We start from the raw sequence: 13,204 nt of genomic DNA, 5'->3' as shown, positions 1-13,204 counted from the left end.
CAACGATTTTGCCTAAGCTTTAGGCAGTTTTGGACGTCTTGGGGTTCACATGAGGTACCCGATAAGCGCTGGGAGATCCCTCGACTTATTGGCGGACCCAAAGCGTGACACAAATGACCTCACCTTCAATGGCTACATCGCCTTTCGGGCGCCGGCAAGGTGAGGTCATTTGTGCCGTTCGGCAAAACCGGAGAAGTGAACTCGCCGAAATCCGGCACAATGAAACTCACCTTCGTTCCCGTCCAGCCAAAGTCTTGCCCAGGGCTTGGTATGGGGGAGGGCACCTGCTCGCCGTTTCCGCACAATTGACCTCACCTTTACACGGCCCAGACAAGGAAGTCCGTCAGGCAAGAACAGTGATGGTGAGGTTATTTGTGCTGCTTTGCAGCATGGTCTAGTGCTGGAGCATCATCTCGTCGCAATGACAGCCCTTTTCAGGGCTGGGAGTCAGGGAGCGGGGTACACGCGCCAGCCGATGCACAATCAACCTCACCATCCTTTGAGTGGCCAGACCCTTTCATCGGACGGTGAGGTTCATTGTGCAAGGTTTAACCTCGGCAATCGCCAGCACAAAAAACCTCACCTTCATCTCATGCACAAAGAACCTCACCATGAGGCTGAGCGCGGGTCCTTACAGGACTTCCAGCGATCCTCTTGCCAGCTTCGTAGCGTCGGACAGGTCCGTCGATCCTATTGCTTCGGCGCAATCCCGGTTAAATCACATCAATCAGGACGCAGAAATGGGTACGCACGTGTGCAGAACTCGAAGGGTCCCGACGCGCACCGTTCGCATCGTGACTGCCGGCGTTATGTTGGTTGGATGTTTTTGAAGTAAACCACCCAACTTACAAACAGAGAATTGCGAAATCCTTGTTGATCAAGGACTTAACCTCTCAAAGGTGAGGTTAGCTGTGTCAAAGGTGAGGTTCCGTGTGTTGCGAAGGTGCGGTTTACTGTGTGATGACGGTGAGGTCTATTCCCCGACAAGGTGAGGCTCATTGTGCAAACACCCCGAAGGTGAGATGTATTGTGCGTCACCTGTGGACAAGTCCGCTTTGCCCAGACTGGTCCTAGGCTTGAACGATTCGCGTGACGGAGATCGGTGAGGTTGGTTGTGCATCAGGTGAGATTCATTGTGCGCATTGACCCACGCTGACCCGACAGCCCGACGGATCAACCTGAAGGTGAGGTTTGTTGTGTTGACAGGACCTCACCATCACATGCTAGAGTCGCCCGAGCAATAAAACGAGCGGGAAGACGCGTATGGAGACGGACAATCCGGTGGAGGTCAAAGCGAGGACGACGCCTCGCCAAATGGCGCTGGCATTGTTTGAGGACATGTTTGACCTCGGGATGCCCATCAACGAGGCCAACCGTGAAATCGGCTATCAGCGCAACAATTTCTTCACGGAAATTGTCAACATGGGATTGGCGGCACGACGGTTCCTGGATGCCGCGTATTTCATCGTGGCACAAGAGCCGGAGGTTCCTGACCAATACGATGTCGAGCTGAACTACTTTAAGTGGTTGATGCGCTATGACAGCCGGAATCTGAAGCACCTGCGTACTATCGCGGACGAGGCGCAGAACGCCAAGGTTCGCGTGACCAATACACCGTCAGACCGGGAGCCAGATGAGAACGATATCTGGGTCCAGGTCCAGTTGATCGGCATGGTGGCGATGCATCGCGGCCGCGTCCGTTTCGATGTGCATCACAGTTTGATCCCGCATATTCGAGATCCCCGCAAGTCTCATTGGCTCAGCCTTCGCATCTCAACGGCATTTACCCGCAGTCTCGCGCGTGCGATCTATGACAAGGTCTTGCCGAGTGTGCCCAACGGGCGTACGGACTGGATCAAACTTGATGAGATGCGGACCTGGCCGGGAAAGATGGGCGCGAATGCCAACATCTTCAAATACTTCAAGCGCGACTGGCTGGAGCCTGCGGTCCGCGAAATCAATGAGATCTCGGACATCGAGCTGTCCTACGAGACCAAGACCGAGTCCACTTCCTCGAAGAAGGTCGACCGGATTCGCTTTCTCCTCAAGCGTAAGGACACGGCCGACGCTGTCATGGCAAGCCTGTCCGATGCCAGCCAAATCTATAAGATTCTTAAGGAAGAGTTCAACCTCTCAACCCGGCAGTTTGGCGAGCTCTCCGAGAACCGCGAGACATGGAATGATGATCGCATCCTGCAGGCGATCGAGTACACGCGCTTCAAGCTCAATCGCGGTCAGGTCAAGAAGAGTCCCGCAGGCTATTTGATGAAGGCCTTGCGTGACAATTGGCGCATGTCAGAGGCTGAGCGCACGATGGTCCAGGTCCAGACCAAGCTGCTTGTCGAGGAAGAACAGAAGGACGCCGCGAAGATCGCCGTCAAGACCAGCGTGGAGCGCAGTGTTGCCTCGCGTGAAGACGAGACCCGCACTCGCATGAATGAAGAATCGCGGCAAGGGCGCGAACACTTCGGGGCAGCGGATACCAAAGCGCGAGGGGATTTTGTCCGGGCATGGTTGGCCTCGCGCGAGGGCAAGCTTGTGTTGAAGCGGATGAGGCTGGAGGCATCGTCCGTATCCGAAGACATCATCCTGGCGAATTCAGAGTTGGCATGGTACCTGGGCCAATTTGTGTTTGGGCGTATGGCCTCCTTGCGCGCCTGAAGGCCGCAGCTTTCCTGCCTGGCTGATCGTGTTAGCGCGCTAAACAACTATTGCGCGGCGCGATGTTCGATCTCCGCGACGCTAGCAAGTGCATCCCGGCGCGCTGCCGTCGGGGATGCGGGCCGCGCCTCTCGCCTCTGGCGAGGCACAGCTATCCGGCGGGATGTGGATCCGAAGTAAATTCGCGGGCTTCGGAGAGGGCTTGTCGTCCTGGGCCAGATCTCTCCGAGCTTGGACTGGCTCGCCACGCTCATGCGCCGTCGAGGCGGCGGGCCCAAAGCTTGCCATAGACTTTCCCTCAGGCCATCGCCGCCGGCGGATGATTGGTGTGGGCGTAGCAGCATAGCTAATTTGTGGATTAGGGGTAAGGATTCGCGACATGGCAGACGCACTTTGCGCAGCCTTGGCCGATGCCGCCTAGGGAGATATCGAGGTCGAAGCGAGGTCCCCATTGAGGGCTGACGCCTTCGGCCCTGCGCGCTGCGCTTGCCAGTCCGCGGTTTCTGCCGAAGGGGGGAGAGCGGTCTTGCTGTTTCCTTCACCGTATCACGACGTTCTCGCCGTCAAGGGCTGCGTGCCTTAGGCGCTTGCGGCCGTGGCCGTCCTCGACCCTCTGACGGCTGGCGCTGCGCCGTGCTGGCGCCGGTTCCGGGCAATTCCGCCCGAGCAACCGGAACACGATCATGTCGCAACAGTCCCATTACTTCGCCGAGCGAGGCCTGCTCTGATCTCGGGGGCTTCGGCCCCCTTTTTGCTACGCAAGGTCTAATGCGCAGTTCGCCAGCGAGGCCGGCGATCGATGAGCTTGGGGCCCTCGGCAGCTGGCCGTAGTGCTCGGCACTATTCTCCGCGATGGCTGCGAACGGTGCCCGCTGTCTGCTCTCTACACCTTCACCGAAATCCGCAGCTTGGCTCGGCGTTGGCTCGGATGCTGCAGCATCCAGGGCTCTCGCCGACTTTGACGGGCCTCACTTCGGGCGTTTCCCCCCCGAAGGCTCAAATTGTTCAAGTCCCTTGTGTCTATCGATTTCACCACTCAGGCCTAGCGCCAAGCGCTGGACCTTACGATTTCCGTCTACCGGCGCCTAGTTGGCTCCTGACCGCTGGTCAAGCCATGAAGCCACTGCGTGGCTGCTCGCAAACCGTTGCCGCAATTGGCCTTTTGCCTTGGTGTTGTGAGAGAAAAAGCTTGACGAAACAGCATCACAATAACGCGGGCCGCCCACGAATCACGCCGAATGAAGCACACGTCGCAAGCGGCTGCGGACAAAGGTCTGCTCGTCTCTTTGATATTGACTAAAACGTCAGGATGACGATAATGTCGTCAAAACATCGGGTGCCACCTATGGCGGCGCCCGGCCATTGGAGACGCCATGACCCGTCCGCCCCGCAGCGTGCTGCGCACGCCGCCGGCTTTCCCCGAAAGTGCGCTGCCTGCCTTCGTCCAGAAGCTCGACCGGCCCGAAGCCCTGGTCAAGGCCCAGGCGCTTGCCTTCCTGATGTTCGAGAAGCGCGACCTGCGCGCGACGCAGACCTTCCTGACGGATTTCGGCATGCATTGCGTGTCGCGCACCGGCAGCCGGCTGTTGATGCGCGGCGCCGGCCCCCAGCCGTGCCTGATGCTCGCGACGCCAGGGCAGCGCTCGCGTTATGTCGGCGCGGCCTTTTCGGTGCGCAGCGAGGCAGACCTGGACTACCTCGAGGCCAACGCGAATGCGCGCCGCCTCCAGGCAGACGAGATTCCGGGCGGCGGCGCCGGCGTCGAACTGACCGACCCCGCCGGGAACTTGCTGTGGCTGGTGACCGGCCAGCAGCCGGTCGACCCGCTGCCATTGCGGGACCCGCTGCATTCGCTCACCAACGACCCGGGACAGCTTCGGCGGGTGAATGCTACGGTCCGGCCGCCGCTGGAGCCCGCGGCCGTGGTCAAGCTCGGCCACGTCGTGCTCCAGACCGTCGACTTTCCCGGCATGGCGCGCTGGTATATGCGTCATCTCGGCCTGATCCCGACCGATGTCCAGTATCTGGAGGACGGGTCTCCCAATCTCTGCTTCTTCCGCCTGGACCTCGGCAGCACGCCCGCGGACCATCACGCCTTCGTGCTCGCCGGCGGCATCGAGGAGAAATACGAGCACAGCGCATACGAAGTGCTCGACCTCGACGCGCTCGGCCAGGGCAACAACGTGCTGCGCGCGAATGGCCACCGCCATATGTGGGGTATCGGGCGCCATGTGCTCGGCAGTCAGCTGTTCGATTACTGGTTCGATCCGGACGGCATGGAATTCGAGCACTACGCCGACGGTGATGTCTTCACCGCCGACCGGGAAACCCACTACGTGCCGCTGGAAATGTCCGGCATCTGGGCATGGGGCGACGACGTCCCCGCCGGCATGGGTGTCAAGCGCAATCTCGCCACGGTGTTCCGGGTTGCGCGGCTGCTGCGCGCCGGCCGGCTCTCGGCCGCGCGGCTGAAGCTGCTTGGCCGCGTGATGACCCAGGCGCGGCCCTGGCTCTGAGCCTGCGCATCCGCCCCTCTACGAACCCCCTCACGTCAAGGAAAGCAAATGTCCGTCAAAGTCGTCCGATATCTCCACGGCGGCGAACCCTGCTGGGGTGTGGTCCACGACCGCCGCATCGCGCCCCTGTCTTGCGGCTCTGCCAGCACCGCCGACTTCGTCACGAACGGCCTCGAAGCCGCGTGGCGCAGCACCCCCGGCCAGGCCACGCTGCCGCTCGACGCCGTCACGCTGCTGCCGCCGGTCACGTCTGACCGCCAGTTCCTGTGCCAGGGCATCAACTACGCCAGCCATGTGCGTGAGTCCGGCATGGACCCTGACAAGATCGGCTTCAACACCCTGTTCACCAAGGCCCCGTCCTGCCTTGCGCCCGCCGACGCCGACGTGGTGCGGCCGGCGCATGTGCATCTGCTCGACTACGAAATCGAGCTTGGTCTCGTGGTGCGCAAGCCGCTGAGCGAGGCGGTCCAGGTCGGGCCGGACCAGCTGCACGAGTACCTCGCTGGCGTGACCATCGTCAACGACATTTCGGCGCGCGACGTCCAGCTGCCGCAGGCCCAGTTCTACAAGGGCAAGAGCTACCGCAGCTTCGGCCCGGTCGGGCCTTTCCTGGTGCTGTTGGACAAGGAGGAATGGCGGCGCTGGCCCGCGTTCCGCATGCAGCTGCATGTCAACGGGCAGCCCCGCCAGGACGCCTATTGCGGCGACATGATTTTCAAGCCGCACCAGACGCTTACCGAGATGTCCGCGCTGCACGACCTGCAAGCCGGCGATCTGATCGCCACCGGCACGCCGGCCGGCTGTGCCGCCCGTGCGCCTGGCAAGCTGGCGATGTGGGTGTTCCGGCATTTGCTGTCCGAGAGTGCGAAGTGGCGCCTCTTCATCAAGAAGGGCTTGTCCAACCCGGCTTACCTGCGGCCGGGCGACATCATGACCGCTTCGATCCGCACCGACGACGGCGCCATCGACCTGGGCGAGCAGCGCAATCGGGTGGTGGCGGCATGAGCGACAGCTATATCGCCGCCATCGACGGCTTTGGCGATGCGTTCGCGTTGCGGCTGCGCCCGGCGCCCCGCCCGCGGCCGCGCCAGGGCGAGATCGTGGTGCAAGTTGAGGCCGCGGCGGTCAATCCCATCGATGTGCGCCGCCGCGGCGGCTACGGCAGCAGGCTTTTCTCTCTGATGGGCGCGGCGCGCATGCCTCTCATACTCGGTAACGATTTTGTCGGGACGGTTTGCGCGGTGGGCCAGGGTGTGACCGGGCTGCGCGAAGGCGATGCCGTGTTCGGCGCCAAGCCGCCATCGAGTGCGGGCACGCATGCCACCCATGTCGCCATGCGCGCCGAACACGCTCGCCTGATGCCGTCGTCCATCCCGGCCGCCGCCCTGGCGACGCTACCGTACAACTTCCTGACCGTGACGCGCGCGTTCGCCGACGCCGGGATCTGCCGCGAGACCGTGAACGGGCGTCCCGTGCTCGTGCACGGCGCGACCGGTGGCCTGGGCCAGATCGCGGTCTGGTTGCTGCGCAGGCTGGGAGCGAGTGTTACCGCTGTCGGCGGAGGTAAAGGACTCGTTGCCTGCCTGGCCGCTGGCGCTGACGTACTCGTCGATCGCCACCGCCAGTCGCTGGCGAGCCTGCCGCGGCATTTCGCCGCCACCCTGAATTTCGCCAACTGGGATGACGAAGCGGACCTGCTGCGCAGGCTGGCGCCCGACGCGGCCGGTCATGCGACCACGGTACATCCGCTGCTTGGCAACTTCGACCGGCTGGGACTGTTCAGAGGCGGGGTGGCCACGCTGGTTGGCAAGCGTGGCAAACGCGGGCTGATACCGAAGGGCGCGCGCTATGGGTGGACGACCTTCCGCCCGAACCCTTCGGCCCTGCAGGCACTGGCCGATTGCGCGGCGGCGCTGGCGCCCGCCGAGGTTAAGACTTTTGCGCTCAGCCAGGCCGGGCAGGCGTTCCTGCACGTCGGGCAAGGCCAACCCCGGCGGGCCGTCCTGCTGCCAGGGGAACTCTAGAAAAAGACAGCGCCACAACAAGGAGACAAGCATGCCCCATAACATAAACGACCGCGGGACGCGTACCGGCGGCATCCGGACCCAGGCCGATATCGACGAATTCGAACGCACACCCTGGCAGGAAAAACTGCCCGCGCAGAACACCTACGAACTGCTGTGCCGTGCCTGCGACAGTCATCCGGACAAGACCGCGTTGCGCTTCGTCATGACCGGGGAGGCTGACGCGCCAGACTTTGTCGTCGATTACGCAACCCTCAAGGCGCGCGTGACGCAAGCGGCCAACGCCTTTCACCGCGCCGGCATTACCACCGGCACGGCGGTGGCGTTGCTGCTGCCCAATCTGCCCCAGACCCATTACGCCTTGCTGGGCGCGCAGGCTGCCGGCATCGCCAGTCCCATCAACCCGATGCTGGAGGTCGACTATGTCGCCGCCATCGTCAATGAGACAGGCGCGCAAGCGCTGGTCGCCTGCGCCCCGGTCTCCGACAGCGCGCTGTGGGACAAAGCCGTCGCCGTGGCCGACCGTTGCCCATCGGTGCGGACCCTGTTCGTCGTCAGCGCTGCGCCGTATCTTCCTGCCGCGCAGCGTGCGCGGGTCGACGCGGCCTTCGACACGGCGTCAAGGCCATGCCGCGCGGACGTGAAGATGGTCGGCTTCGACCAGGCGCTGGCGGCCGAGCCGTCGGACACGCTGGTTTCGAAGCGCCGCATCCTGGCGACTGACCTCTGCTCGCATTTCCATACCGGCGGTACTACCGGCCTGCCCAAAGTCGCGACGCACACGCATCTCAATGAAGTCTTCGTCGCGTCGATGCTCAAGGCGCTGATCCCGTCGCCAAACACGATCCTGTGCGGCCTCCCACTGTTCCACGTGAACGGCGCGATGATCACCGGCCTTGCCGCATTCCATGGCGGCTGGGAGGTCGTGATGCTGACGCCCGCCGGCTATCGGGGCCAGGGCGTGATGCCGAACTTCTGGAAGCTGGTCGAACGGTTCCGCGCCACCAGCTTCAGCGGCGTGCCGACGATCTACGCCGCGCTGGCCGATCTGCCGCGGGAAGGCGCCGACATTGCGTCGTTGCGCTTCGCCTTTTGCGGCGCCGCGCCGCTGCCGGCCGAGGTCGCGCGGCGCTTCGAAGCCGCCGCTGGCATTCCGCTGTACGAGGGCTACGGTCTGACCGAAGGCGCGTGCGTCTCGGCCCTCAATCCGCCGCAGGGCGAACGTCGCCTCGGCACGGTCGGCCTGCGCCTGCCGCACCAGGCAATCGGCGCCTGGAAGGTCGACGGCTCCGGCCACGCCACCGAGCCTTGCGCGCCGGGCGAAACCGGCGTCATCGGCATCAACGGCCCCAATGTGTTTCCTGGCTATCTGCGCGAGCAAGACAATGGTGGCATCTGGCTCAAGCCGGGATGGCTCAATACCGGCGACCTCGGCCATCTCGATGCCGACGGCTATCTGCATCTGACCGGCCGTGCCAAGGAACTGATCATCCGCGGCGGCCACAACATCGATCCGGCGATGATCGAGGACGCGCTGCTGCAGCATCCGGCCGTGGCAATGGCGGCCGCGGTCGGCCAGCCGGATGCGCACAGCGGGGAGTTGCCAGTCGCCTACGTCACGCTCAAGCCAGGCTTCACCCCGGCTGCCGACGAATTGCTGGCGGCCGCGCGCAACCTCGTGCCGGAACGCGCTGCAGTGCCGGTGCGCATCGACATCCTGCAGGAGATGCCGCTGACTTCCGTCGGCAAGGTGGCCCGGGCGGAGCTGCGCATGCGCGCTGCCGGGCAAGTGTTCCGAGAGATCCTGGCGCAGGCCGGCACGGCCGCCAGCGTGCGCGTGGGGCCGGATATCCGGCGCGGCACCGTCGCCTTCGTCCAATGCCCCGCCCCGGACGTCGCGCGCGCGCAGGATCTGCTCGGACGGTTTCCGTTCCCGCTCGACTTCAACGGCCCGGTGTGAACGCGCCGAGTCCCCTCCCGTAGAGAAACCGCTCATGAATACCACATTGCCCGAGCAGGTCGACGTCTTGCTGGTGGGCCTAGGCCCGGTCGGCGCCACCGCGGCCAACCTGCTGGGACGCTACGGCGTCCGTACCCTGGCCATCGACAAGGCCGCTGATATTTTCACCGCGCCCCGGGCCATCGTGCTCGATAACGAAGCGCTGCGCATCTTGCAGATGGCAGGGCTCGAGGAAGGCGCGTTCGAAACGCTGGCCATTGCCAAGGTGCAGATGCATTCGCCGCTGTTCGGCAGATACGCGCGTGCCAACACAGCCGGCACCATGGACTGCCACCCGCGACTGGTCACGTTCTATCAGCCAGATCTCGAACGCGCCTTGCGCGCCCGCTTGAGCCGCTATCCCTGCGTGAGCATCGCGCTTGGCGCCGATCTCACCGGTTTTGACGACGACGGCGAAACGGTGCGCGCCACTGTGTGTCTTCCCGGCGGTGACACGGCCACCGTGCGCGCGCGCTATATCGTGGGCGCGGACGGCGCCAATTCTTTCGTGCGGCGCCACGCCGGCCTTGCCTTCGAAGGCAAGACCTTCACGCAGGACTGGCTGGTCGTCGACGCCCTGAACGTGCCCAACCCGATCGACCATGTCGAATTCCTGTGCGACCCGCGCCGGCCTACGCCGCACATGGTTGCCCCGGGCGGCAGGCAACGCTGGGAGTTCATGCTGCAGCCCGGCGAGACGCGTGAACAGATGGAATCGCCTGACAAGATCCGCGAGCTGCTCGCCCCCTGGTGCAAGCCGGAGGACATCACGATCGAGCGCACAGCGGTCTACCGGTTCCATGCGCGCATCGTCGATCGTTTCTCCAAGGGTAGGGCGTTCCTGGTGGGCGACGCCGCGCATATCACGCCGCCCTTCGTCGGCCAGGGGCTCGTCGCCGGGCTGCGCGACGTGGCCAACCTGTGCTGGAAGCTCGCTTGGGTCGTGCAGGGAAGGGCGACGCCCGCCATTCTTGAAACCTACGACACCGAGCGGCGCCCACACGCCCGCTCCATCATCAACCTGGCGCTCCTGATGGGCCGGCTGGTGATGCCGCGCAACCGGCTGGCGGCATTTGCCGTCCATGGCGCGATGGCGCTGATGCAGCGCATGCCCTGGGCTCGAGCCTTCTTCGAGGACCTGAAGATCAAGCCGCCGGCTCGTTTCAGGCGCGGCCTGTTCCAGCGCGGCAAGACGCGCGCGAGGCTGGTGCGCGGCGGTCTGCTGCCGCAAGCGCTTGTGCGCCGCGGGCCGGGGGCACCCATCGTACCGAGCGACGATGCGCTCGGGGCGCGGCTCGTGCTGGCGGGATTCGGCTGCGATCCCGCGCCGATGCTCGACCGTAGCCTCCTGGCGGCATGGCGGCAGGCAGGCGGCGCCATCATGCAGCTGCGCCATTGCGGACAAGGCGAGCATGGGCCGCAGCAGGCGCACGAGCGGCAGGACGGACATTCCTGGGAGGACATGTCGGACCAGCTTATCCCGGGGGCTGCACCCGTCGGCTGGATCGCGGTCGTGCGTCCCGACCGCACCGTGCTGCACGACGGCCCGCTCGAAGCCGTCGACGACATCGTCCGAGAGTCGCTGGCAATGCTGGGAGAGGGAAGCCCCTTGCCAGACGGCATGGCGCGTGCGTTGCGCGCCGCAGGCTGACATTGGTCTGACCTTTTCGCTTTGGCGTGCGCCCCCGCGCGCCAGCGATGTGCTGGCGATGACGCCCCGTCCGACCAGAGGCATCCCGCGATAACCGCGGGCGAACACACCGGCCCCGGTCGAGGCAAGGGTCGATCCTGGCTCGTCAAAAAATAAAGCAAAACGGCTTTGATGCCGGAGGAGACAAAGATGGCAACGAGAACAGCGGACGCGCTTCGCTCCGTCGTTTCATGGACCATGCTTGCGTGGTCTTGCGCGGGATGGGGGGCGGAGGGCTTCGAGCCGCGCTACAACCTCGCCGGTAGCCTGGGCGGCGAGATGTTTGCGCCGCCCAACCAGACCGGCATTATCAGCGCGCTCGCCGCCACCTACGTCAGTGTCAGCAAGGTGACCGGGGACGATGGCGGGCAGCTGACCCAGAGCCTTCCGGGGGGCACCGTTGCCTTGCCCAAGCCGACGCCGTCGGCCCTTTATCCCTCTTATTCGCGTGGCACGGTAGAGATTCCAGCCTCCGGCACCATGACGCGCTGGGACCTCGTGCTCGGCTATATCACCAGCGAGCAGTATGGCGGCGGGCGGCTGGCCTTTGCCGTCGACGTTCCATTCGCCAGGAAATCTCAGTCAATCAGCACGAGCGGCGCCACGCCGGTGCTCAACTGGAGTCCCGCGGTTCCGGCCGACGTGCAGAGCGCCGTGCAAGGGCAATTCAGCAGCCAGTACCAGGGCGCACTCAAGGCGCAGGGCGCGAGCGAAAGCGGCGACGTCAGCGGTCTCGGGGACGTCGAGCTCATCGCCGGCTGGCACTACGTGGGCGACAAGTTGCGGGTGCTGGGCAGCGCTGCGCTGGTGGTGCCGACGGGGAAGTACAGCGCCGACGCCGGCCCGGATATCGGCAACGGCAACTTCTACACGGTGCGCCCTGCCATCCAGGTGGCCTACCTGCCCACATCGAACCTGGCCTTCGCGGCCAAGGTATCCGCGGGCCTGAACAGCCGCAACCGGGACAACGATGTACGCAGCGGCAACTGGTTCGGCGTGGAGCTGGCTGCCGGGTACAAAACGCCGATCGGGGTGGTGGGCGTGCATGGGATCCGGATCCAGCAGTACCAGGACGACGAGAACAATCCGCTGGGCGCAAGCCGTCTCCGTTCCAACAACCTGGGGGCGTTCTTCACGACGATGATCCCGCTGGTCGATGTGGCATTGACCGTGCAGTACATGGCGACGACATCGTCGCGCAATGCCAAGCACGGAAACTTTACCCAGGTCCGACTGATCCGGATGTTCTGACTGCCGCCAGGGGGCCGGCCGAGTATTCCCGGCGCTCCCCGACGGCGCCGGTCATTCCGGCTGAATGCCGGCGGCTTTGATCACCTCAGCCCATTTCACGGTCTCGCCGCGCACGAACGCGGCCAGCTCTTCTGGCGTCGATGGGGAGGGTTGGCCTCCTGTCCGGCTGAAGTATTCGGTAGCCGCCGGGTTCGTCAATCCCTGTCGAATCAGCTGGCTCATCCGCGCGACGACCGGTTTTGGCGTATTGACAGGAAAGAAGGCAGCAACCCAGGCCGTCATCTCGTACCCTGGCAGGCCGCTTTCCGCCATGGTCGGGACATTGCCGAGCAGGGGATGGCGGCTGGACGTGGTCACGGCGACCGCGCGCAGCTTGCCGTTCTGGATCAGGGGCAGGGCGGGATTGATGTCGGAAATCATGAAGTCCACCTGGTGGCCCATCAAGTCGGTCAGGCCCTGCGGCACGCCCTTGTAGGGCACATGCAGTGCCGATGCGCCGCTCATCATCTTGTAGAGCTCACTGGCGACCCGGGTGGAAGAACTGCCGCTGGCGAAGGTCATCTTGCCTTGCCGGCTTTTCGCCAGCGTGGTCAGTTCCGCCACCTTCTGCACGGGGCTGTCGGATGGCACCACCAGGACCAATCCGCTCTTGGCGATCAGCGAAACCGGCGCATAGTCCTTGATGGGATCATAGGGCAGCTTCCTGAACAGGGACGCATTGGCCGCGTGGGTGGTATTTGTCGTGATGAGCATCGTGTACCCATCTCCGGGCGCCGTCGCGACCGCCGTGGCCGCGATGAACCCGTTGGCACCGGGGCGGTTTTCCACGACGACGGTCTGTCCGGTCTGGGCAGTGATGGTCCGCGCGATGTAGCGCGCGATGTTGTCCGTGCCACTGCCTGCAGGGAACGGCACCACGACACGAATTGGTTTTTCCGGATACTCGTTCGGGCCGGTTGCCCACACCCATTGCGGGGCCGCGCAAGCAGCTGCCAGTCCGGACAGCAGGGCGAGCATGCGTCGCCGGGGAAATCGCTGGATCATCTTGTCTCCTCCCGCATCC

The 13,204-nt window shown here is 64.2% G+C and carries 8 protein-coding genes; 7 read left to right on the top strand and 1 reads right to left on the bottom strand.

From position 1 onward, the window contains the following. Positions 1-1,263: 1,263 nt before the first annotated feature. The 7 genes from CNE_RS36710 (at position 1,264) to CNE_RS36680 (ending at position 12,141) form a co-directional block, all read left to right on the top strand. Positions 1,264-2,661: a replication initiation protein gene (locus tag CNE_RS36710; RefSeq protein ID WP_013959839.1), complete on the top strand. Its 1,398-nt coding sequence runs from the start codon at positions 1,264-1,266 to the stop codon at positions 2,659-2,661. 1,373 nt (positions 2,662-4,034) lie between these two features. Next, entirely contained in the window at positions 4,035-5,177 is a 1,143-nt protein-coding gene (locus tag CNE_RS36705; RefSeq protein ID WP_013959838.1) for a VOC family protein, read from the top strand. 48 nt (positions 5,178-5,225) lie between these two features. Then, the gene (locus tag CNE_RS36700) at positions 5,226-6,182 is read left to right on the top strand and encodes a fumarylacetoacetate hydrolase family protein (RefSeq protein WP_013959837.1); all 957 of its coding nucleotides are present in this window, start codon (positions 5,226-5,228) and stop codon (positions 6,180-6,182) included. Beyond that, positions 6,179-7,201, top strand: a complete 1,023-nt coding sequence (locus CNE_RS36695; RefSeq protein WP_013959836.1) for an alcohol dehydrogenase catalytic domain-containing protein — start codon at positions 6,179-6,181, stop codon at positions 7,199-7,201. The genes CNE_RS36700 and CNE_RS36695 overlap by 4 nt, the downstream gene beginning before the upstream one ends. Before the next feature lie 31 nt (positions 7,202-7,232). Continuing rightward, a complete protein-coding gene (locus tag CNE_RS36690) occupies positions 7,233-9,161 on the top strand; it encodes an acyl-CoA synthetase (RefSeq protein WP_013959835.1) in 1,929 nt (642 codons plus the stop codon). A gap of 34 nt (positions 9,162-9,195) precedes the next feature. After that, positions 9,196-10,851 carry a bifunctional 3-(3-hydroxy-phenyl)propionate/3-hydroxycinnamic acid hydroxylase gene (locus tag CNE_RS36685; protein WP_013959834.1) on the top strand — a complete coding sequence of 552 codons (1,656 nt, stop codon included), beginning with the start codon at positions 9,196-9,198 and terminating at the stop codon, positions 10,849-10,851. Between the two features lie 189 nt (positions 10,852-11,040). Continuing rightward, the gene (locus tag CNE_RS36680; RefSeq protein ID WP_013959833.1) at positions 11,041-12,141 is read left to right on the top strand and encodes a transporter; all 1,101 of its coding nucleotides are present in this window, start codon (positions 11,041-11,043) and stop codon (positions 12,139-12,141) included. 51 nt (positions 12,142-12,192) lie between these two features. Here CNE_RS36680 and CNE_RS36675 read toward each other — a convergent pair whose 3' ends face one another. Beyond that, on the bottom strand, positions 12,193-13,185 hold the full coding sequence (locus tag CNE_RS36675; protein ID WP_013959832.1) for a Bug family tripartite tricarboxylate transporter substrate binding protein: 993 nt from the start codon (positions 13,183-13,185) through the stop codon (positions 12,193-12,195). Positions 13,186-13,204: the final 19 nt, after the last annotated feature.

Source organism: Cupriavidus necator N-1 (assembly GCF_000219215.1).
GTDB lineage: Bacteria > Pseudomonadota > Gammaproteobacteria > Burkholderiales > Burkholderiaceae > Cupriavidus > Cupriavidus necator.
The sequence above is the reverse complement of the archived record's forward strand: the minus strand, read 5'-3'. Positions and strand labels throughout refer to the sequence as shown.

Bases quoted from the DNA above. Each gene is read 5' to 3' on its own strand.
- CNE_RS36710 (WP_013959839.1), top strand. From the start codon at position 1,264: ATGGAGACGGACAATCCGGTGGAGGTCAAAGCGAGGACGACGCCTCGC.
- CNE_RS36705 (WP_013959838.1), top strand. From the start codon at position 4,035: ATGACCCGTCCGCCCCGCAGCGTGCTGCGCACGCCGCCGGCTTTCCCC.
- CNE_RS36700 (WP_013959837.1), top strand. From the start codon at position 5,226: ATGTCCGTCAAAGTCGTCCGATATCTCCACGGCGGCGAACCCTGCTGG.
- CNE_RS36695 (WP_013959836.1), top strand. From the start codon at position 6,179: ATGAGCGACAGCTATATCGCCGCCATCGACGGCTTTGGCGATGCGTTC.
- CNE_RS36690 (WP_013959835.1), top strand. From the start codon at position 7,233: ATGCCCCATAACATAAACGACCGCGGGACGCGTACCGGCGGCATCCGG.
- CNE_RS36685 (WP_013959834.1), top strand. From the start codon at position 9,196: ATGAATACCACATTGCCCGAGCAGGTCGACGTCTTGCTGGTGGGCCTA.
- CNE_RS36680 (WP_013959833.1), top strand. From the start codon at position 11,041: ATGGCAACGAGAACAGCGGACGCGCTTCGCTCCGTCGTTTCATGGACC.
- CNE_RS36675 (WP_013959832.1), bottom strand. From the start codon at position 13,185: ATGATCCAGCGATTTCCCCGGCGACGCATGCTCGCCCTGCTGTCCGGA.